Source organism: Roseixanthobacter liquoris (assembly GCF_043195135.2).
Classification (GTDB): domain Bacteria; phylum Pseudomonadota; class Alphaproteobacteria; order Rhizobiales; family Xanthobacteraceae; genus NCEH01.
In genome coordinates this window covers 4,019,438-4,041,897 of sequence record NZ_CM195537.1, presented here as the reverse complement: position 1 = coordinate 4,041,897, position 22,460 = coordinate 4,019,438, and the positions used below count along the sequence as shown (strand labels likewise).

Here is a 22,460-nt window from a genome sequence, read left to right as displayed (position 1 = left end):
ATGTGCGGAATTGTCGGACATCTCAGGCGCCACCCCGGCCCCAAGGTTGCGGACGATCTCATCGTCCGCATGGCCGATACGCTGCGCCATCGCGGGCCGGACGATGAGGGCTTTTTCAGCGACGAGGTGGTGAGCCTCGGCTTCCGCCGGCTCTCGATCGTCGATCTTGCCGCCGGCCGCCAGCCCATGTTCGCGGCCGAGGGGCGGGTGGTGGGCATCTGCAACGGCGAGATCTATAATTACGCCGAATTGCGCTCCGATCTCGAAAGCCGGGGTCACCGCTTCGCCACCCGCTGCGACACCGAGCTGGTGCCCGCGCTGTTCGCCGAATATGGCGTCGAATTCGCCCGCCGCATCAACGGCCAGTTCGCGTTCGCCGTATTCGACCGGACGACCCGCCAGCTCGTGCTCGGCCGCGACCAGGTGGGCATCGCGCCGCTCTTCTATGCCGAGCGCGACGGGCTCTTGATGTTCGGCTCGGAAATCCGCGCCCTGCTGTCGAACAACGCCCTGGAACGCACGGTGGACCTGACCGCGCTCGACCAGATCTTCACCTTTCCCGGCCTCGTCTCGCCCCGCACCATCTTCGCCGAGGTGAAGAGCCTGCCGCCTGGCCATGTGCTGGTGGCGGACCCGGACACGCCGCTGCGGGTGCAGAAATACTGGGATCTCGATTATCCCCTCGCGCAGGACATCGCGCCGCGCCGGCTGGAAGAGTGCGTGGAGGAGCTGGACGCGGCGCTACGGCAGGCGGTGCGCTATCGCCTCCAGGCCGATGTGCCGGTGGGCGGCTATCTCTCGGGCGGATTGGATTCCTCGCTCATCGCCGCCATCGTGGCCGATGTGGCGGGCGCATCCACGCGTCACACCTTCTCCATCACCTTTCCCGACCGCGCCATGGACGAGCGCGGTCCCCAGCGGCTGATGGCGAAGATCCTCGGCACCGTGCATCACGAGGCGGAGGTGGATCCTTCCGTCCTCTCGCGGCGCCTCGCCGACATCGTGCGCTGCGCCGAGGCGCCGCTGCGCGAATCCTACAATGTCTGCTCGCTCCTGCTCTCCGCCATGGTGCGCGACGCCGGCCTGAAAGTGGTGCTCACGGGCGAGGGCGCGGACGAGCTGTTCGGCGGCTATGTGGGCTATCGGCTCGACATGGAACGCGGCGCGGCGGCGGAAAGCCTCGATCTCGACGAGATGATCGAGGCGGAATGGCGCGAGCGCCTGTGGGGCGATCCCAGCTTTTTCTACGAGAAGAATTACGCCGCCAGCCGCGAGAACCGCCAGGGCCTCTATGCCGATGCGGTGGCCGCGCGCTTCGACAGCTTCGATTGCCTCGCCGGGGACGTTGTGGACCGCAGCCAGATCGCCGGCCGCCATCCCTTCCACATCCGCTCTTATCTCGATTTCAAGCTGCGCATGGCGGACCATCTGCTGGCCGATCATGGCGACCGGGTGAGCTTCGCCAATTCGGTGGAGGCGCGCTATCCCTTCCTCGACATCGGCGTCATCGACGTGGCGCGGCGCATTCCGCCTGCGCTGATGGTGCAGGGCGGCGAGGAGAAGTTCGTCCTCAAGCAGGTGGCGCGGCGCTATCTGCCGGCGGAGATCGTGGACCGCAAGAAATTCTCCTTCGTCGCCCATTCCAGCGCCCGCCTGCTGCGCGCGCGCGAGCCGCAGGTGCTCGACCTGCTGGACGAGGACCGCATCCGCGCCGACGGCTATTTCAACCCCGCCGCCATCGCCCATCTCAAGGCCCAATACCTCAATCCGAAGACCGAGCTGAACCAGACCTTCGAGGACGACTTTCTCATGGTCGTGCTCACCTTTGGCCTGCTTCGCGAACACTTTGCCCTGCCGCAGCTCTCCTGACGGGACAGATCCATGCAACGCGCTTCCTATGTCGACCAGTTCGAGCTTCAGGCGGCGGCCCGGCCCGACGCCGTTGCCGTTCTGCGGGGCGACGGTGCCGTCACCTATGCCGCGCTCGAGCGGCGCGCGAATGCCATCGCGGCGCGGCTCGTGCAGGCGGGCGTGGGCCGCAATGCCATCGTCGGTCTGTTCCTGCCGGCGGGGACCGATTATGTGGCGGCCCTGCTCGGCACCGGCAAGGCGGGCGGCGCCTTCCTGCCGCTGCCGCCGGACCTGCCGGAACAGCGCCTGCGCACCTATCTGAACAAGGCGCAGAGCCGCGTCATCCTCACCGAGGCCGCGCTGGCGGAGGATCTGCGCGCGCGCCTCGCGGCGACGCAGGCGCAGGCCGAAGGGCCGGTGGAAATCATCGCGCTGGACGATTGCGCGGATGCCGGCGCGCCGGCCCCGGAACGGCGCATCGGGCCGACGGACGCGGCCTATGTCATGTTCACCTCCGGCTCCACCGGTGCGCCGAAGGCCATTCTCGGCCCGCATCGCAGCCTCTCCCACTTCCTGCGCTGGGAGATCGGCGAATTCGCCCTCACGCAGACGACGCGCGGCTCCTGGCTGGCGCCGGTCACGTTCGACGTGAGCCTGCGCGATATCCTGGTGCCGCTCATGGTCGGCGGCACGCTCTGCGCCGTGGACGAAGACACCCGCCTGTCGCCGCGCCATCTGGTGGACGCCCTGAAAGCGGCGGGCGTCACGCTGGTGCATTGCGTGCCGACCGTGCTGCGTCTCCTCACCCGTGAGCTGGAGCGGCGGGGCGAGGCGGATCCCTTGCCCGCATTGAAGCACCTGCTGGTGGCGGGCGAGCCGCTGCTCGGCGCCGATGTCGCCGCCTGGCGCGCCGCGGCGGGGGAGGGGGCGGAGGTGGTCAATCTCTATGGCCCGTCCGAAACCACGCTCGCCAAGGTGTTCCACCGGGTCGGCGCATTGCCGGCGGACCTGCGGCGCGTGCTGCCCATCGGCCGGCCGCTGCCGGATACGCGGGTGCTGGTGCTCGTCAACGGCCGCGCCTGCGCGGTGAACCAGATCGGCGAGATCCATATCGAGACCGCCTATCCCTCGCTCGGCTATCTCAATGATCCCGAGCTGACGGCGGCCGCCTTCATCGCCAATCCGCTGGAGGGGGAGGGCGCACCGCGCCTCTACAAGACCGGCGACCTCGGCCGCCTGCTGCCGGACGGCACGGTGGAATGCCTCGGCCGGCAGGACAATCAGGTGAAGATCAACGGCGTGCGCATCGAATTGGGCGAGATCGAAGCCGCCCTGCGCGCCGTGCCCGGCATCGCCGCCGCTGCCGCCGCGCTCCAGGAGGGCGAGGGGCAGATGCCCGTGCTGGTGGGCTATTACGTGCGCGCCGACGGCGCGGCGGCGCCGCTTTCGGTGGACCTTCTGAAGGGCGAACTGGGCAGATCGCTGCCCGCCGCCATGCAGCCGCGGGTGTTCCTGCCGCTGGAGGCTTTGCCCACCACCATCTCCGGCAAGCTGAACCGCAAGGCCCTGCCGCGCCCGGAGGAATTGTTCTACGCCCAGCACGGCTTCGTGCCGGCGCAGACCGCCACGGAGACGGCGCTCGCGGAGATCTGGGCCGAGCTGTTCGGCCTCAGCAAGGTGAGCGTTGAGACCCGCTTCCACGATTTCGGCGGGGATTCGCTGAAAGCCATCCGCGCCGTGCAGAAGATCTACCAGGCGCTCGCGGTCGAGGTGAGCCTGAAGGATTTCTTCGCCGCTCCCCACATCCGCGCGCTCGCGGCGCTGGTGGACGCGGCCCGCCCGCAGGCCGCCCCGCAGGTTTCCATTCCCCGCGCGGCGCCGGCGGAGGTCTATCCCGCGACCCCCGCGCAGAACCGCCTGTGGCGGCTCGACCGGCTGGGCGTCGCGCCCACCGCCTATAATCTCTTCGAGACCTATGAACTCCATGGCGCGCTGGACGAGGACGCGCTGGAGCGGGCGTTCGCGCTGCTGATCGCGCGCCACGAATCCTTGCGCACCACCTTCCGCGAAGGCCCGGACGGCGCCGGCGCGCAGGTGGTGCATGCCGAGCTGCCCTGGCGGCTGGAGCAGGTGGACCTGCGCCGCCATGCCGACCCGAAAGGCGAGGCCGCGCGGCTCGCCGCCGCCAACGGCGCCCATCGCTTCGATCTTATGGCCGGCCCGCTGATGCGCGTGGTGCTGGTGCGCCTGCCGGACGAAAGCGGCGTGCCCGCTTATCTGCTGCTGTTCAACATCCACCACATCGTCGCCGACGTCTGGTCGCTCAGCGTGCTGGTGCGCGAGCTGGCCGAGTGCTACGCGGCGCTGCGCCAGCATCGCCAGCCGGTGTTGCCGGCGCTCGGCGTGCAGATGCGCGATGTCGCCGTGTGGCAGGCGGAGCGCGCGGCCAGCGGCGCCCTTGCCGCCGATCGGGCATTCTGGCTGGACCAGTTCGCGACCCCCGTGCCGCCGCTCGACCTGCCGCGCGACCGGGCCCGTCCGCCGGTGCAGACCTTGACCGGGCGCACCGCCCGCTTCGATCTCGGCGCGACGGCCATGGGCGCGGTGGAGGCCCTGGCCCAGCGCACCGGAACGACCCTGTTCGTGGTGCTCACCGCGCTCACCAAGGCGTTCCTGCACCGCTATTCCGGCCAGAACGAACTGGTGCTCGGCTGCCCGGTGGCGGGCCGCGCCGATGCCGCGCTGGAGCACCAGATCGGCTATTATGTGAACACGCTCGCCCTGCGCGATGCGCGCGCGGAGGGGGAGAGCTTCGCCGCCTTCCTTCAACGCGTCGCCGCGACGGTGAACGCCGCCCTGGCGCACCAGGATTACCCCTTCGACACCTTGGTGAACGAACTTCCGATCGAGCGGGACATGAGCCGCTCGCCCTTGTTCGACGCCATGATCGTGCTGCAAAATTTCGCCGGCGTGGATCTCACCCTGGAGGGCGTCTCCATCGCCCCGTTCGGCGACCGCAACGCCTGGAATTTCTCGCGCTACGACATGGTGTTCCACTTCCAGGAGGAAGACGGGGCGCTGATCCTCGACCTCAATTACAACAGCGACCTGTTCGATGCCGACCGGATCGAACGGGCCGGCGCCCAGTTCGCCCACATGGCCGGCGCGGCGCTTGAGGACGTCAGCTTGCCGGTGGCGCGCCTGCCGCTGGTGCCGCCGCAGGAAGCCGCGCGGATCGCCGAATTCGCGCAGGGGCCGAGCGTTGCCCGCGCGCCCGCGACCATGGTCGGCGCCTTCCGCGCCATGGCGGCGGCCCATGCCGATCGCCCCGCGGTGGAAGACGAAGACGGCCGCGCGCTGACCTATGCCACGCTCGATGCCGCGAGCGATCGCCTGGCCGCGCTGCTGGTGAGGGATCATGCCATCGCGGCGGGCGACCGGGTGGCGGTGCTCGCCCATCGCTCCATCGAATCCCTGGTGGCGCTGCTCGCCATCCTGAAAGCCGGGGCGGTCTATGTGCCGGTGGATGGGGAATTGCCCCGCGCCCGCATCGACTTCATGCTGGCGCGCGCCGAATGCCGGCTGATCCTGGCCGATACCGATGCCGAGCGCATCGCCGATAGCGCCCTGCCGCAGGCGAGCGTGGCGGCGGTTCTTGCCGCACAGGAGATCGCGCCGTCGCTCGACCGTAGCGCGCCGGGGGAGGTCGCCTATGTGATCTTCACCTCCGGCTCCACCGGTGAGCCGAAGGCGGTGATGGTGGAGCATGCCGGCTTCGTGAACATGTCGCTGGCGCAGGTCGCGGCGTTCGAGATCGCGCCGGACGACAAGGTGATGCAGTTCGCCTCGCCCTCGTTCGATGCCTCGCTCGCCAATCTGTTCATGGCCCTGTTCGCCGGCGCGTGCGTGGTGCTGCCCTCGCGCGCCACGCTGGAGAACACCGGCCTGTTCGTCGAAGCGCTGGCGCGCACCTCGACCACCATCGTCACCTTGCCGCCCACCTATCTGCGCGCGCTGGACGGCGCCCCGCTCGCCGCCCTGAAGGTGCTGATCACCGCCGGCGAGGCCGCGCCGGTGGAGGAACTCTGCGCCCATGCCGGCCGGCTGCGCGCCTATAACGCCTATGGCCCGACCGAATTCTCGGTCTGCGCCACGGTGCACCGCGTGCGGGCGGACGACGCCCAGGGCGCGCGCCTGCCCATCGGCCGGCCGCTGCCCAACACCAGCCTGCATATTCTCGATGAGAACCTGGAGCCCGCGCCCATCGGCGTGCCGGGTGAGATCTATCTCGGCGGGCTCGGGCTCGCGCGCGGCTATCAGGGCGACGAGGGGCGCACGGCGCGCGCTTTCATCACCCATCCGCGCACCGGCGCGCGGCTCTATCGCACCGGCGATTTCGGCGCCTGGCGCGCCGACGGTTCGGTGGATTGCCTCGGCCGCATGGACGACCAGGTGAAGGTCGCCGGCCACCGCGTGGAGCTGGGCGAGGTGGAAGCCGCCCTGCGCCAGGTGGAGGGCCTGCGCGACGTTCATGTGGCGCCCCTGGAGCGGGACGACGGCTCGCTCGTGCTCGCGGCCTATTATTGCGCCGAGGAGAAAGTGGAGCTGTGGCCCTCGGTGGCCGAATTCTTCGTCTATGACGATGTCGCCTATGGCGCCATGGCCGCCGACGAGGGCCGCAACGCGCGTTATCGCGCCGCCTTCGCGCGCCATCTTCCGGGCAAGAGCGTGGTGGACATCGGCACCGGCCCGCTCGCGATCCTCGCCCGCCTCGCGGTGGAGGCCGGCGCGCGCAAGGTCTATGCGGTGGACCGGCTGGAGACCACCGCCCGCAAGGCCCGCGAGACGGTGGAAAAGCTCGGGCTTTCCGACCGCATCATTGTGATCCACGGCGATGCCATGACGGTGGAATTGCCGGAGAAGGTGGACGCCTGCATCTCCGAGATCGTCGGGGCCATCGGCGGGGCGGAAGGCTCGGCCAAGATCATCAATGGCGCGCGCCACCTGCTGGCCGATCCCGCCGCCATGTATCCCATGTTCTCGGACACCCGCATCGCCGCCCTGGCGCTGCCGGCGGACCAGATCGCTGCGGGCTTCTCCGATATCGCCGCCCATTATGTGGAGAAGATCTTCGCCGAGGTCGGCCATCCCTTCGATCTGCGGCTGTGCCTGAAGAATTGCCCGCGCGAGGCCATCGTCTCCGACGACGCGCCGTTCGAATATCTCGACTATACGGCCGATGCCGCGCTCGAGGCGGACGAAGACGTGGCGCTGACCCTCGCGCGCGATTGCGAGGTGACGGGCTTCCTGGTGTGGCTGCGTCTCGGCGTGGACGAGCACTCGGTGGTGGATATCCTGGACAATCCGGGCTCCTGGCTGCCGGTCTATCTGCCGGTGTTCGACACGCCGGTGGCGGTGAAGGCGGGCGATGTGATCGCCATGCGCATTTCCCGCCGCCTGTGCGCCAACGGGCTCAATCCGGATTTCCACCTCACCGGCACCGTGCGCCGGACCGGCGGCGAAGACGTGCCCTTCTCCTGTCTCAGCGCCCATTTCGGCGACGGCTTCCGCCGCACCCCCTTCCATGCGCGCCTGTTCGCCGACGCAAAGGTGCCGCGCCAGGAGGTGCCGACGCCCGCCGTGCTGCGCCAGCACCTGCTGAAAAGCGTGCCGGCCTATGCGGTGCCCAGCTTCTTCGTGAAGCTGGACCAGATGCCGGTGACGCTGAACGGCAAGGTGGACAAGGCCGCCCTGCCGCTCCCGGCGCTGCGCGCGCCGGCGGCGCCGGCAAGCGCGCCCGCAACCCCGCTGGAGGCCGAGATTCTGGCCATCTGGCAGGCGGTGATGGGGCGCGAGGCGATCGGCACGGGCGACGATTTCTTCTCGCTGGGCGGGGATTCCATCCGCGCCATCCAGATCGTCTCGCGGCTGCGCCAGGCGGGCTGGAAGGCGGAGATCCGCGACGTGTTCCAGAATCCCACGGTGAAGGATCTGGCGCGGGTGGTGAAGCCGCTGCGCGCGGCGGCGGACCAGGGCCCGGTCACCGGTGCCGTGCCGCTGACGCCGATCCAGCACTGGTTCCTGGAGACCGCCGAGGCGCCCCATCATTTCAATCAGAGCGTGCTCCTGAGCGCGCCGCGCATTCATGGCGACGCGGCGCGGGCGGCGCTCGCCGCGCTATGGACGCAGCATGATGCCCTGCGCGCCGCCTTCGTCGGGGCCGAAGGACGCGCGCAGGTGTTCGCCGCCCCCGAGCGCGCCCCCACCCTCGCGGAGATCGACCTGCCCGCCGAAGCCGAGGCGGACGCAGCCGCCTTCGAGGTCGCCGCCGACGCCCTTCAGGCCAGCTTCGCGCTCGACGAAACCCCCTTGCTGGCCGCTTTGCTCGCCCATGGGGCCGATTGCGACCGGCTGCTGCTGGTGGCGCACCATCTCGTGGTGGATGCGGTGTCCTGGTCGATCCTGCTGGAGGATTTCGAGACGGCGTATCAGGCCGCGCGCGCCGGCGCCCGACCGCGCCTGCCGCAGAAGACCGCCTCCTATCGCGACCATGCGCTGGCACTGGAGAAAATCCGCGCCAAGGTGGATTGGGCGCACCGCCTGAATTTCTGGCGCGCTCTGGAGGAGGAGCCCGCGCTCCTGCCCGAATGGACCGGCCCGGCGCGGCTCTCCGACATGGTCCGCGCGGAGGGGCATCTTGATGGGGAGGAGACCGCGCGCCTGCTGGAAGGCGCGAACGGCGCCTACACCACCAATGTGCAGGACCTTCTGCTCGCCGCCCTCGCGCTGGCCCTGGAACAGCAGTTCGGCCGGCGCAGCGCGCTGGTGAATGTGGAAGGCCACGGCCGCGACTATCCGTTCGCCGATTTGTTCGGCGACGACCTCCCGGATGTGAGCCGCACGGTCGGCTGGTTCACGGTCTTCCATCCCTTGAAGGTGCATGTGGGCGGGGATCTTGGATCGACCATCCGTGGCGTGAAGGAAAGCGCCCGCCGCACGCCCGACCAGGGCTGGAGCTATCCCCTGTTGCGCCAGTTCGCCGGCGAGATCGGGCTTGCCGCGCTGCGGCCGCAGGTGGGCTTCAATTATCTCGGCGTGCTGTCGAGCGGCGCGCGGACGGGCACGTTCACCATCGACTGGAACACGCCCGGCCAAGCCCTCGCGCCGCAGACCGCGCGGCCGCACGCGATCGAGATCCTCGCCTCGGTGGAGGACGGAAAGCTCTGCGTGAGCCTGGAGATGGACGGCGGCCATTTCGCCGCCACCGATGCCCAGGCGCTGTGCGCGCGCTTCCTCGCGCAGGTGCGCGCCGTGCTCGCCCATTGCCTCGGTCGCGACGGTTCGGAGGCGACGCCGTCCGATTTCACCTATGGCGACCTCAGCCTGGACGATCTCGACCGCCTGCTGCTGGCGCAATGAGGGAGATGCCCCGGCGGTGACACACGCAGGAGCGGAGAAAACGCGGGTGCGGGAAGGCGGGTCATGAAGGTTCTGCGGCTGTTCCAGAAGGAAGCGGGGGTGGGGGGCGCGCGCTTCCTGATCCTCGCGGCCGTGTCCGGCCTCTCCAATGCCGGCATCCTCGCCATCATCAATCTTGCCGCCAGCCACGTGCAGGACAAGGAAGGCAATCTCGTCAACCTGCTGCTGTTCGGCATCACCATCTTCGTGTTCGTCTATACCCAGCGCAGCCTGATGGTGGAGGTGTGCCACCGGGTGGAGCAATTGGTGGACCGCATGCGCGTGCGCCTGATCGCCCGCGCGCGCCGCGCCGAATATCTCGAACTGGAGGATGTGGGCCGGGCGGAAATCTATTCCTGCCTCACCCGCGAAACCCTGATCCTCTCGCAGGCGGCGCCCAATCTGGTGATCGGCATCCAGAGCGCGATCCTGGTGGTGTTCACCATGATCTACATGGCGTTCCTGTCGTGGACCGCGTTCATCCTTTCGGCTGCGTGCACCATCATCGGGGCGCTGGTGCACATGTCGCGCAACACCCAGGTGAAGGCCGAGCTGCGCGAATCCTTCGAGCAGGAAAACCTCCTGATCGAAAGCATGAGCGACATGCTGGAGGGCTTCAAGGAGGTGAAGATGAGCGATGCGCGGGCCCACGCCATTGCCCAGCGCATCGAGGCGATCTCGCACCGGGTGACGCGCCTGCGCATCCGCACGCAGACCACCTATGCCACCGATTTCGTGTTTTCGCAGGTCACCTTCTTCCTGCTCACCGGGGTGATGGTGTTCGTGGTGCCCGCGGTGAGCGAGGCCTATACGCAGGTGGTGGTGATGACCACCACCGCCAGCCTGTTCATGATCGGCCCGGTGTCGAACGTGGTGGGCTCCATTCCCATCTTCACGAATGCCAATGCCGCCGCCGAGAACATCATGCGGCTTCAGGAGCGGCTCGGACGCATCAACGGGCACAAGAACGGCGGCGTCTCCAGCCTGGCCGCTTTCGACACCATCGTGCTCGACGGCGCCAGCTTCGCCCATGCCCCGGCGGGTGGGGACCGGCCGTTCACGGTCGGCCCGATCGACCTCACCATCCGGCGCGGGCAGACCATTTTCATCACCGGCGGCAACGGCTCGGGCAAGACCACCTTCGTGCGCATGCTGATCGGGCTCTATCCCAACCAGGGCGGGACGATCCGGGTGGACCGCACGACCATCGGTCCGTTCAACATCCAGGATTATCGCAACCTGTTTTCGGTGATTTTTTCCGACAATCACCTGTTCGCCGAACTTTACGGGCAGCCCGCGCCGGACCCGGTGGTGGTGTCGGAGCTGTTCGAGCTGCTTGAGATGCAGCACAAGTCGCGGCTGGAAAACAACCGCTTCAGCACCACCAAGCTCTCCGGCGGGCAACGCAAGCGCCTCGCGATGATCGCCGCCATTCTCGAAGCGCGGCCCGTGTGCATCTTCGATGAATGGGCAGCCGACCAAGATCCCTATTTTCGCGAGAAGTTTTATCGCGTCATCCTCCCTTTGCTGAAGGAAAAGGGCGTGACCGTCATCGCCATTACGCATGACGATGCTTATTTCGATGTGGCCGATCTACATGTGCATATGGATACAGGCCGGCTAAAGATTGTCCGAGGCGAAGGAAAAGCGCTGGAACAGGCGCCGGCCTGACGTGTTTTTCGGATTACGTCACGCCAGCGTCGTTCTACAACCGATAATTGCTGATGTCAGAATTGCAATCCATTGTTCACCATGGAGGCGGGGCCATGAGGATTCAGTGCGCGGGAAACGGGGTTGTGTCGCGGCAATTGCGCCGCCTGGCGGCCGGTGTGGCGTGCGGGGCGCTGGCGCTCTCGCCCGCCTTCGCGGGGCAGACCGACCTTCAGTCGGCGCAACTCATGCCGGTGCTCCAGGGCTTCCTGGATTCGGTCTATTCCCAGAACAATATCGAGGGCATCTCGATCGCGGTGAGCTGGAACGGCGGCACCAAGTCCTGGGTCGGCACCGCCGGCTATGCCGACGTGCAGCATACCCGCCCGATCACCTCCGACACCCAGTTCCGCATCGGCAGCGCTTCCAAGACCATCACCGGCACGGTGGTGATGCGTCTCGCGGACCAGGGGCTGATCAACCTTGACGCGCCGATCAATACCTATGTCGCGGGCCTGAATATTCCGAACGGCAACGTCATCACCGTCCGCAACGTGATGAGCATGACCAGCGGCCTGCCGGAATATCTGGTCTCGCCCTCCCTGCATGTCCCGGGGGAGACGATCCTTCAGGAATGGGCCAATTTCAACAGCCCGAACGGTCCCTACGGCAGCGCGAACTACACCCCGGAGCAGCTGATCCAGGCGGTCGTGCAGGCAATGAACACCGGCGCCCAGAAGGCCGGCGCGGTCGGCCAGATGGCCTATGCCAACACCAATTTCGTCCTGCTGGGCCTGATCGCGCAGAGCGTGACCGGCACCGCGATGGAGAAGCTCGCGCAGGACCTGGTCTTCACGCCCATGGGGATGAAGAATTCCGCCTTTCCCTATACCGACCAGTTCACCACCGCCAATTACGCCGGCTCCAACCAGTATCTGGTGACCCAGGCGCCCTATACGGTGCCCGCCGGCAGCGCCTACAACATGAGCTTCGTCGATCCGCAGGTGCCCTGGGCGGCGGGCGCGATGCTCTCCACCCCATCGGACGAGCTGAAATGGGTGCGCGAGATCGCCACCAACGACAATGGCCTGCTGAGCGCCAGCATGCAGGCCCAGCGCACCGATTTCATCTATCCCGGCTCGGTGGGCTCGATCCCGTCCTATTACGGCCTCGCGCTCTACCAGATGCCGAGCTTCGGCACGGGCGGCGAGCTGATCGGCCACAGCGGCCTGATCGCGGGCTATACATCGTCGCTGTTCTACAATACGGCGACCGACTTCGCCTATGCCATCAACTTCCTCGGCTATCAGTCGAACGCCGCCTATTGGTTCCCCTTCTTCGGCGCGCAGAATTGGTTCGCGCCCTATGGCTACCAGATCGGCGACTATACCTCCGTGCCGCTGGTGTGGGCGCTCGACCGCAATGTGGTGCTCGCCACCACCACCCAGGGCAGCTGTAGCTTCGGTGCCAGCCCGACGAAGGTCTCCGCTACCAGCACGGTTTGCACCGGCGACAATGTGCGCACGTCCTCGCTCGACGTGAAGGGCCAGACGCTCACCCTCGGCCCGTCGGGCAGCACGATCGGGTCCTGGTATGTCGATCCGACGATCTATTATCAGAACCAGGCGAACCCCACCGGTTCCGTCAGCGCGATCACCGTACCGCGCCCGAGCCTCGCGGTGTTCGGCAGCAATATTTCCGGCGTCGCGCTTCAGGGGGATGCGACGCTGAACCTGACTTCCGGCGCCATCCTGGAATTGTGGGGCGACAATTCCGCCGCCATCTCCATGGCGGGGTCGAACAATAAGGCGAATATCGGCGGCACCATCAACACCTATGGCGGCGACTCCTACGCCGTATTGGTGAACGGCACGCAGAACACCACCAATGTTCAATCCACCGGCGCCGTGCTCGGCACCGTGGCCCTCAACGGGTCGAGCAATACGCTGACCCTCGATGGCGGCGTTACCGGCCTCGTGGCCCTGGCCGGGCAGAACAACCGCGCCTCCATCGCCGGGACCATCACCTCGCCCGCCGTCTCGATGATCCCGTCGGCGGCGTTCGGCTACCAGAACGGCGTCGCGCCCTTCATCGCCAATACGGCCAGCGACCAGGCGCTCGCCTTGAGCGGCACCGGCGGCATCGCGCAGATCGGCTCCACCGGCGAGGTGGACGGGCGCATCTCCGTCTCCGGCTCCGGCAACGGCCTTGTCATCTCGGGCAAGGTCACGTCCGCGAACGCCTATCTTCAGAACTATATCGCGCAGCAGAATGCCGCCGGCACCGCGACGCCGTCCTTCACCATTCCCCAGGCGACCAATGTCGCGCTTGAAATGGCGGGTTCGCAGAACCAGGCGCAGGTGAATGCCGGCGGCTCGGTCTCCGGCCAGGTGCAGATTTCCGGCAGCGCCAACAGCTTCCAGATGAACGGCGGCATGTCCGGGCAGATCGGCCTTGCCGGATCCGGCAACAGCGCCATCGTGGGGGGCAGCCTCGCGGCGGATACCAGCGTCTCGCTCTTCGCGCTGCTGGCCTCGGGCTATGGCAACAGCTTCACCCTGCAATCCTCGGGGCAGATGCTGGGCGATGTCTCGGTGACCGGCTTCAACAACGTGCGGGTGGACGGAACCCTGGTCGGCGCGGTCAGCCTCGGCGGCGGGGCGGTGCTTCAGGGCACCGGCTTCGTCAACGGCACGGTGGGCGGCGCGGGCGGCGTGATCGCACCGGGCAACAGCATCGGCACCTTGATGGTCGGCAATTATGTCGCCAATGGCGGCGTGCTCCAGATCGAGACCAACGGGGCCGGGCTGAGCGACCAGCTGATCGTGACCAACGAAGCCGATCTCCGGGGCGGCAGCGTCACCATCCAGCCGGCGACCGGCGGGGCAAACGGCATCTACAACATCCTCGCGGCGAATACGATCGTGGGCACGTTCGGGTCCATCAGCGCCGGCGACACCCGCATGGGCGTCGGCGCGCAATATGGGGCCAACGGCGTGAACGTGGCGACGATCAGCCCGTTCCAGGTGGATGCCACCACCCGCCTTGCGGCCGCCGATACCCTGCGCAGCCTGGATGTGCTGGAGCGGCGGGCGGCCCAGTTCCAGGATGCCGCGCCGAGCGCGCCGGGCGCCAAGCCCAGCCTCTCCGGGCCGGCGGTCGCGGCCAATGCCGACGGCGGGCAGAATGTGACCGGCTTCCTCACCGGCATCGGCCCCGTCAGCCAGGGCTCGCGCGCCGACGGCATGGCCCTGTGGGCCAATGCCTATGGCTCGCGCACCCGCCTCTATGCCGATGGCGGCGTCCCGACCATCCAGTCGGACGGCGGCGGCGTGATGCTGGGCGTGGACGGGGAAGTGGCGAAAAACCTGGTGGTCGGCCTGATGGGCACCTACAGCCAGAACAATGCCGACGCCTCCGGCACCGCCAGCCCGAACTATACCTCCAACGCCTATTCGCTCGGCGCCTATGCGTCCTACGAAATCGGCCGCGTGGTGCTGAACGGCTCGGTGCTGATCGGGCGCGGCGACGACGAGGCGAACCAGACCTATTGGGTCGGCGGCGGCCTTGCGGCCACGAACGCCAATTTCAACGATCTGCGCATCGCCGGCCGGCTCGCCGCCTCCACCAGCGTCGAGATGGGGACGATGAGCTTCATTCCCCGCGCCGCCCTGACGCTGCTGAACGTCAATGTGGACAGCTATACCGAGAACAGCTTCTATCCCGGCCTCAATGCCGCCTGGAGCGGCAGCGACTACACCCTGTTGCGGCCGGAATTCACCGTGACCATGCAGCAGAAGGTTAACCTGCGCCAATTCGGCTGGGCGGGCTGGCTGACGGGCGAGATCGAGACCGGCATCGCGCGCGACGTGGTGGTGGACAGCGCCAATCCCAATGTTCAGCTGCCCGGCTATGCGCCGATCCTGGTGCAGGGCTTCAATCAGGATGCCTGGGTGCTGCCGGTGGGCGCGCGGCTCTCGCTCTCGGCCACCGACAAAATGTCCCTGTTCGCGGCCTATGACGGGAATTTCTCCACCGTCGGCACCGACCAGTCGCTGCGCGGCGGGCTTCAGGTCCGCTTCTGAGGCATCTCGCGCGCCGCGCGCGGGCGAACCAAGGCCAAACAAAAACGCCGCTGCCCGGGGCAGCGGCGTTTCGCATTGGAGCGGCGGAAAGGTGCGCGGGAGGCAAGGCGCGCGGAAGGCAAGGCGCGCGGGAGGCCGCGCGCTCAGGCGCCGGCGGGACCGGGCGCGTCGGACGCCTCGGGATTGTCCGCGCTCTCCGTGCGCAGCCGCGTGATGATCTCCTTCGCCGCCGCCTGATGGGCGGGCGTGATGTGGGAGGTCAGCGCCTGGAACGCCAGGAACAGCACCGCCGCATCGTCGGAAAAGCCGATCACCGGCAGGATGTCGGGTATGGCGTCCAGGGGCAGGATGAAATAGGCGAGCGCACCCAGCAGAGTCGCGCGCACGCGCACCGGGGTTTCATGGTCGAAGGCGGCGTAATAGGCCGCCACCGCATCTTCCGCGAACGGCACGTGCGCTGCGGTGCTTTTCAGCTTCTGCCAGAAGCCTTTCTTGACGAGGTTTTCGTCCTTCGCCGCCTTCAGCCGTTCCGCGAAGGGCAGTGCGCTCCAATCGAAGCGGAAGCGGGCGCGTTCGGTATCACTCATGCAAGGGATATGGGATGTCCTTCGGGCATCGCAAGACGCAGGGCCGCGCCCCCGTCGAGCGGATAGGCGGCCTCTTCCACATAGGGGCCGCCGCCGACCGAATCGCGCGAGGAGAACAGGACGAACCGGGTCGCGAGGAAGCTTTCGCTGCGGAAGAAACCGCGCGTGGCGAGATAATCGGCGACTTGCCGGCTCGAGGTGTCGCGCAGCCGGGCGAGGGTAACGTGCGGCTTGTAATTGCGCTCCGCCGGCAGGCCGAGGCGCTGCATGATGCGCTCATGCTCGGCCTGAAGCTCCAGCAAGGCGGGGTTGGGGCGCACGCTGGCGTAGATGACCCGCGGCTTGTGGCCCCCGAACTGGTCGAGCCCGCCGATGCTCATCTCGAAGGCGCGGCGGCGCACCTGCCCGAGCATCAGGGCGATGTCGCGGGCCTTGGCGTCGTCCACATCGCCGATGAAGCGCAGGGTGACGTGGTAGTTTTCGGGGTCCATCCATCGGGCGCCGGAGAGGCCCCCCCGCATGAGGGACAGGCTGTCTCCAATCTGGCTCGGAATCTCGAGCGCGGTGAAGAGCCGGGGCATGGGGCGCCTCCTCATCGTCACCTCGGCGCCGCCGCGATCGGCGGTTCACCGAAAGACAACACAACTTCCTCTAGTGAAAAGGATTCGCGGCCCGCTGGGAAGTGTTTGGTTCAGCGAACCGGAACGAAGATGTCCACAACCAGCGAATCCGGCGCGGTGGCCTGCGGGTCGGTGCGGTACTGCTCGATATAGAGGTCCTGCGCGGCGATGTTCTTGTCGTCGAGGAAATTGGCGATGGCCTCGTAGGTGTCGTCCATATCGGCGAACGAACCCTTGTGGGTGAATTTGAAGGCCTTCCCGGCGAACGAGGCGCCGAGCTTCACCTCGCCCTGCGGCTTCTGGGTGGTGGCGCCGGTGAACGGCACCTGGGCTTCGAACTCGAAGCCGGCATCGTCGCTGGCGTTGTAGACGATGAAAACGTCGCCGGCCCGCTTTAGGCCCATGCGGTTCATTTCCGCCGTAATGTCCTTGAGCGTCGCGACGATGGTGTCGAACCCCGTGTCCCAGCTCGCGCTGCCGCTCTTGGTCAGCACCGGAAGGGTCGCGAGCTGCGTTTCCTCGCCGGTGAAGGCCGGAACCGAGGGGGCGGTGAGCGGCTGGGTCTGCACCGACCGGGGATCGACGCCCGCCGGCGGCGACAGGGGCGAGGCGGGCCCCGGCAGCGCCTGGGTGGTGGCGGGCCCGCCGGTATCCGGCGCCGGATTGGGCGCGGGTGCCTGCGTTCCGGCCTGGCCCGCGGGCGCGGCGCCCTGTGCGCGCGCGCCGCTGCTCAGGATGGGCGCGCCGAGCGCGAAAAGGCCGCTTGCCACGCCCATGGCCAGCAACGCCGCCCGTGTTCCACGAACCACGTCTCCACCGCCCATCGCCTGAAATCTCCTTGCCGACATCTGCTGCCCGTACCACCCGATTCGGGCCAAAGGCAGATGCCGCCGGCCCTCTTTTATCATGTTCGCGCGAGGCGCCTAGGTGGCCGTAAGGGCAGGCGGCGCCGATCCCCGGGGGCGCCCCGCAGGCGCTTTTTGGCCGCGTGCGCCCCACAAAAGCCGTCCTGTTCCGCTCCGGGGTGGCGCATCCCCCGCCTGAGGCCATATAAGACCCGCATCCCCCGATGCGTGTGTGGACCCATGACGAGCCTCGCCAATCGCCCCTTTGTGAAGATGAACGGCCTCGGCAACGAGATTCTCGTGCTGGACTTGCGTGCCGATCCGGTCGAGGTGCCTCCGGCCGCGGCGCGCGCGCTCGCCCGGGCCGATGCGCTGCCGTTCGACCAGGCGATGGTGCTTTATCCGCCGCGCGCCTCCGGTTCCATGGGCTTCGTGCGCATCCTCAATTCCGACGGGTCGGAATCCGGCGCCTGCGGCAATGGCACGCGCTGCATCGCCGCGCTGGAGGCCCGGCGCACCGGCGCCCGCCACGTGCTGTTCGACAGCGCCGCCGGCCTGCTGAATTGCGAGATTCTGCCCGACGGCAACGTGACCGTGGACATGGGCGCCCCGCATCTCGACTGGAAGCATATTCCGCTCGCCCACCCTGTCGCCGACACCTCCGCCCATGTCCTGGCGGGGTACGAGGCTCTGGGGCCGGCGAATTTCGTCTCCATGGGCAATCCGCATGCGGTGTTCTTCGTGCCCGACGCGGACGCCGTGGATGTGGAGACGCTGGGCTTCGCGCTGGAACATGATCCGCTGTTTCCCGAGCGCGCCAACATCTCGTTCGCACAGATGCTGTCGCCCGATCATATCCTGCTGCATGTGTGGGAACGCGGCGCCGGGCGCACGCGGGCCTGCGGCACCGCCGCCTGCGCCACTGCCGTCGCCGCCGCCCGCACCGGCCGGTCGGGACGCGACGTGCGCGTGACGCTGCCGGGCGGGGATCTGACCATCTCCTGGCGGCAGGCCGACGGCCATGTGCTGATGACTGGGCCGGTGGCTTACGAATTTTCCGGGGTGCTGACCCCGGCCATGTTGGCGGAGGCGGCGTGAGCGCCGCGCCGGTCCAAGCGCGGGGCGTCGAGGTCGTCACGTTCGGCTGCCGGCTGAACACCCTGGATTCCGAGCAGATGCGCCGCGCCGCCGAGGCCTCGGGGTTGGAGCGCACCTTCATCGTCAATTCCTGCGCCGTCACCGCCGAGGCCGTGCGCCAGGCGCGCCAGACCATTCGCCGCCTCAAGCGCGCGCATCCCGACATGCGCGTGGTCGTGACCGGCTGCGCGGCCCAGACCGAGCCGGAAACCTTCGCCGCCATGGCGGAGGTGGACCGGGTGATCGGCAACGGCGCCAAGGGGGCGCCGGAAACCTGGGCGGCGGCCCGCGCCGCGCTGGATCTCGGCCGCGCCGCCGAGGAGAAGGTGGTGGTGGACGACATCATGTCGGTGCGGGAAACCGCGCTCCACATGGTGGACGGGCTGGACCGGCACACGCGCGCCTTCGTGCAGGTGCAGAACGGCTGCGACCACCGCTGCACCTTCTGCATCATCCCCTACGGCCGGGGCAATTCGCGCTCCGTGCCCATGGGCGAGGTGGTGGCGCAGGTGCGCACCCTGGTGGAGACCGGCCATGGCGAAGTGGTGCTGACGGGGGTGGATCTCACCTCCTACGGTGCCGGCCTTCCCGGCGCGCCGACGCTGGGCAAGCTTGTGCGCGCCATCCTGAAGCATGTGCCGGAGCTGAAGCGGCTGCGCCTCTCCTCCATCGATACGGTGGAGGCGGACGCCGACCTGCTGCGCGCGCTCGCCGAGGAAGAGCGGCTGATGCCGCATCTGCATCTCTCGCTGCAATCGGGCGATGACCTCATCCTGAAGCGCATGAAGCGCCGCCATTCGCGCGCGGAGGCGATCCGCCTCGTGGGCGAGATGCGGCGGCTTCGGCCGGACCTCGTGTTCGGCGCCGATCTCATCGCCGGCTTCCCCACCGAGGAAGAGGCGCAGTTCCGCAACACGCTGGACATCGTGGAGGCGTGCGGCCTCTCTTTCCTGCATGTGTTTCCCTATTCGCCCCGCCCCGGCACGCCCGCCGCCCGCATGCCGCAGGTGCCGCACGAGGTGGTGAAGGCCCGGGCGCGGCGCCTGCGCGAGGCGGGCGCCACGGCGCTGCATCGCCATCTCTCCTTGTGCGTGGGCGCGCAGCGCAGCGTGCTGATGGAGAGCGGCGGCCTCGGCCGCACGGAACATTTCACGCCGGTGCGCGTCTCGCGTCCCGCGCCACGCGGCACCATCCTTCCCCTGCGCATCGCCGGTCACGACGGCGCGCGGCTAATCGCGGCCTGATGTGATGAGCGACACCGACAACGGCCACCCGCCGGCCCCGAAGAAGAAAGGCCTCTGGAGCCGCCTGACCGGAGGCTGGGGCAGCGAAAGCGACGCGCCCGCGCCTGCTCCGCTCCAGCCCGACGCGTCCGAAGCGCCTTCAGGCGACGTGCAGCCGGTCCCGGACGTTGCAGCCGACGCGCGGCCGCAGAGCGATGCGCCGACCATGGGCGACGCGGCGACCGACGGGGAGCAGGAAGACAACAAAGCCGAAGAAAGTCCGGTCGAAGGGGGCCAGGCCGAAGGGGCGACGGTCCCGGACGCGGTGGCCGAGGGTGCCGAGGCTCCCGCCGCGCAGGACGATCCTGCCCGAAATCCCCTCTCAGCGACGGCGCCGGGCGAGGAACAGCCTGCTGTCGCAGGCCGGCCTTCCGAATTGGAACCGGACGAAGCCCCGCTCGCCGAAACCCCGCTCGCCGAAAGCTCCGCCGACGCCGAACCAGAGCCCGCAAAGACCAGCTTCTGGCGCCGCCTCACCAGCGGGCTGGCGCGCACAGCTTCCAGCCTCACCCAGGGCATCACCGACCTCGTCTCCAAGCGCAAGCTCGATGCCGAGACGCTGGAGGAGCTGGAAGACATCCTGATCCGCGCCGATCTCGGCACGGCCACGGCGGCGCGCATCGTCACGGAGGTGGGGCGCGGCCGGCACGACAAGATGATCGGCGCCGACGAGGTGAAGGGCCTGATCGCCGCCGAGGTGGAATCGATCCTCGCCCCGGTGGCGAAGCCCCTGGTGATCGACGGCGCGCAAAAGCCCTTCATCATCCTCATGGTGGGGGTGAACGGCTCGGGCAAGACCACGACCATCGGCAAGCTCGCCGCCCAATGGAAGGGCGAGGGCCGCAAGGTGGTTCTGGCGGCGGGCGATACGTTCCGCGCCGCCGCCATCGAGCAGCTGAAGGTGTGGGGCGCGCGCACCGGCGCCCGGGTGGTTGCCCGCGCGCCGGGGGCGGACGCCGCCGGCGTCGCCCATGACGCCATCACCGAGGCGCGCGCGGAAGGCGCCGACATCCTGCTCATCGACACCGCCGGGCGCTTGCAGAACCGCACCGAGCTGATGGCCGAGCTGGAAAAGGTGGTGCGCGTGGTGAAGAAGCTGGAGCCCGGCGCGCCCCACGCGGTGCTGCTGGTGCTGGACGCCACCGTCGGCCAGAACGCGCTTTCCCAGGTGGAGGTGTTCACCAAGATCGCGGGCGTGACCGGGCTGGTCATGACCAAGCTGGACGGCACCGCGCGCGGCGGCATCCTGGTGGCCATCGCCGAAAAGTTCGGCCTGCCGGTGCATCTGATCGGTGTCGGGGAGGGGCCGGAGGATCTCCAGCCCTTCGCCGCCGCGGATTTCGCGCGCGCCATCGCCGGGATCGACGGCGACGCGCGCTAAAATCGCGTCTCACCCGGCGCGGGGTGCAGATTCTTGCGCGCGGCATGGCTATGCTTTTCCATAAGGGCCGGATGGGGCCGCTTGGGGGGCGTGGGATGGCGGCGCGGGTGTGGATGGTGCTCTTGGCCTGCCTGTGGAGCGGGGCGGCCGGCGCGGCGCAGAAATCCGTGTCGTTCGCCGATGGCGCCTGTCGCGGGCGCGTGTGGTTCGACCCCGCCAAGACCGACGAAAAGGGCCTGCGCGATACCCTCGCCCTCGTCTATGACTACACGCTCTCCGCCGCGCCCTCGCCCAGCTTTCCGAGCAAGCCGGGCGACATGGGGCGCGTGAACGCCGCCGCCTATGGGGAAAAATGCGCGCGCATCGAGGCTGCCGCCGCCGCGCTGAGGCCGCTGGATCTGCCCGGCGCGCAGGATTTCCACGCCAAGGTGAAGGCCGCCGTCGCCGATTTCTGCGCCTTCAACATCGCCAAGCTGAAGGCTTTCGCCACGCCCGCCGCGCTGCGCGATTTCACCCCCGCCCCGGCGGCCTGCGGCACCTATGTGGACGCGCTGGAAGGCAAGGGCGATCTTTCCGCCGTGTGGCGCACGGCCATCGCCGCGTCCTGCGCCAAGAACGCCAATCCCCAGGCCTGCGCCGCGCGCGAGCTGCGCCACGCCTCGGTGCCGGAGTCCGCCGGCTGGATGCGGCTCTATCTCATCACCCGCGCCTGGAACAATTGCGCGGTGCCGGCCCTCAAGGTGAACGACCCCGCGGGCGAGGCGGCGCGCGCCGTGCTGATCCAGTCGCTCGCCGAGGCCTTTCCGCGCCAGAAGCTGGAGTGCGAGGGCGCCGATTGAGACGCGCCGGGGCGATGTCACAGCCCGGTGTTCGCACCGCGCGCGGGCAGACAATGGCCCGGCAACGGTGTTAAGCCCGGCACCACCGTAAAACTTGGATCGGGGCGGCCTGCGCCCCGTCGGCCGAACCAGGGTGCTCCATGACCATCGTCTCTTCCCCCCTGCCGCCCGCGCCCGCCGAGACGACCGACCTGCGCGCCGCGATCCGGACCATCGAGAATTATCCCAAGCCCGGCATCCTGTTCCGCGACATCACCACCCTGCTTGGAAATGCCCGCGCCTTCCGCCGCGCCGTGGACGAGCTGGTGCAGCCCTGGGCCGGGGCGAAGATCGACAAGGTGGCGGGCATCGAGGCGCGCGGCTTCATCATCGGCGGGGCGGTGGCGCACCAGCTCTGCGCGGGCTTCGTGCCGATCCGCAAGAAGGGCAAGCTGCCCCATCAGACCGTGCGCATGGCCTATGCCCTGGAATATGGCCAGGACGAGATGGAGATGCACGTGGACGCCGTTTCGGCCGGCGAAAAAGTGGTGCTGGTGGACGACCTGATCGCCACCGGCGGCACCGCCGAGGGCGCGGTGAAGCTGCTGCGCAACATGGGCGTGCAGGTGGAAGCCGCCTGCTTCATCATCGACCTGCCGGACCTCGGGGGCGCCGCCAGGCTGCGCGCCATGGGCGTGTCCGTGCGCACGCTCATGGCCTTCGACGGGCACTGAGCAGCGCCCAT

At 68.4% G+C, this 22,460-nt stretch carries 12 protein-coding genes; 9 read left to right on the top strand and 3 right to left on the bottom strand.

Annotated features, from left to right (window positions below; genetic code table 11):
• From asnB to V5F84_RS18240, 4 genes are all read left to right on the top strand, one after another.
• Nucleotides 1-1,869, top strand: coding sequence for an asparagine synthase (glutamine-hydrolyzing) (gene asnB / locus V5F84_RS18255; RefSeq protein ID WP_394041539.1), 1,869 nt, complete (start codon nucleotides 1-3; stop codon nucleotides 1,867-1,869).
• Nucleotides 1,870-1,881: 12 nt separating this feature from the next.
• On the top strand, nucleotides 1,882-9,270 hold the full coding sequence (locus V5F84_RS18250; RefSeq protein ID WP_394041538.1) for a non-ribosomal peptide synthetase: 7,389 nt from the start codon (nucleotides 1,882-1,884) through the stop codon (nucleotides 9,268-9,270).
• A 63-nt stretch (nucleotides 9,271-9,333) separates the two neighbouring features.
• Entirely contained in the window at nucleotides 9,334-10,980 is a 1,647-nt protein-coding gene (locus tag V5F84_RS18245) for a cyclic peptide export ABC transporter (protein ID WP_394041537.1), read from the top strand.
• 95 nt (nucleotides 10,981-11,075) lie between these two features.
• Complete coding sequence (locus V5F84_RS18240) at nucleotides 11,076-15,044, top strand: serine hydrolase (RefSeq protein ID WP_394041536.1); 3,969 nt, start codon at nucleotides 11,076-11,078, stop codon at nucleotides 15,042-15,044.
• A gap of 143 nt (nucleotides 15,045-15,187) precedes the next feature.
• Here the strand turns inward: V5F84_RS18240 and V5F84_RS18235 are convergent, their stop codons facing one another.
• From V5F84_RS18235 to V5F84_RS18225, 3 genes are all read right to left on the bottom strand, one after another.
• Complete coding sequence (locus tag V5F84_RS18235; RefSeq protein ID WP_394041535.1) at nucleotides 15,188-15,631, bottom strand: YkvA family protein; 444 nt, start codon at nucleotides 15,629-15,631, stop codon at nucleotides 15,188-15,190.
• Nucleotides 15,628-16,212, bottom strand: a complete 585-nt coding sequence (gene thpR / locus V5F84_RS18230) for an RNA 2',3'-cyclic phosphodiesterase (protein ID WP_394041534.1) — start codon at nucleotides 16,210-16,212, stop codon at nucleotides 15,628-15,630. Before thpR ends, V5F84_RS18235 begins: the two co-directional genes overlap by 4 nt.
• A 110-nt stretch (nucleotides 16,213-16,322) precedes the next feature.
• Complete coding sequence (locus V5F84_RS18225) at nucleotides 16,323-17,075, bottom strand: GyrI-like domain-containing protein (RefSeq protein ID WP_394041533.1); 753 nt, start codon at nucleotides 17,073-17,075, stop codon at nucleotides 16,323-16,325.
• Between the two features lie 261 nt (nucleotides 17,076-17,336).
• Between V5F84_RS18225 and dapF the strand changes: the two genes are divergently transcribed.
• From dapF to V5F84_RS18200, 5 genes are all read left to right on the top strand, one after another.
• On the top strand, nucleotides 17,337-18,194 hold the full coding sequence (gene dapF / locus V5F84_RS18220; RefSeq protein ID WP_394041532.1) for a diaminopimelate epimerase: 858 nt from the start codon (nucleotides 17,337-17,339) through the stop codon (nucleotides 18,192-18,194).
• A 77-nt stretch (nucleotides 18,195-18,271) separates the two neighbouring features.
• Entirely contained in the window at nucleotides 18,272-19,477 is a 1,206-nt protein-coding gene (mtaB, locus tag V5F84_RS18215) for a tRNA (N(6)-L-threonylcarbamoyladenosine(37)-C(2))-methylthiotransferase MtaB (protein ID WP_509277217.1), read from the top strand.
• Between the two features lie 4 nt (nucleotides 19,478-19,481).
• The gene (gene ftsY / locus V5F84_RS18210) at nucleotides 19,482-20,897 is read left to right on the top strand and encodes a signal recognition particle-docking protein FtsY (protein WP_394041530.1); all 1,416 of its coding nucleotides are present in this window, start codon (nucleotides 19,482-19,484) and stop codon (nucleotides 20,895-20,897) included.
• Between the two features lie 95 nt (nucleotides 20,898-20,992).
• Entirely contained in the window at nucleotides 20,993-21,736 is a 744-nt protein-coding gene (locus V5F84_RS18205) for a hypothetical protein (RefSeq protein WP_394041529.1), read from the top strand.
• A gap of 140 nt (nucleotides 21,737-21,876) precedes the next feature.
• Nucleotides 21,877-22,449, top strand: a complete 573-nt coding sequence (locus tag V5F84_RS18200; protein ID WP_394041528.1) for an adenine phosphoribosyltransferase — start codon at nucleotides 21,877-21,879, stop codon at nucleotides 22,447-22,449.
• The last annotated feature ends 11 nt before the right edge of the window (nucleotides 22,450-22,460 follow it).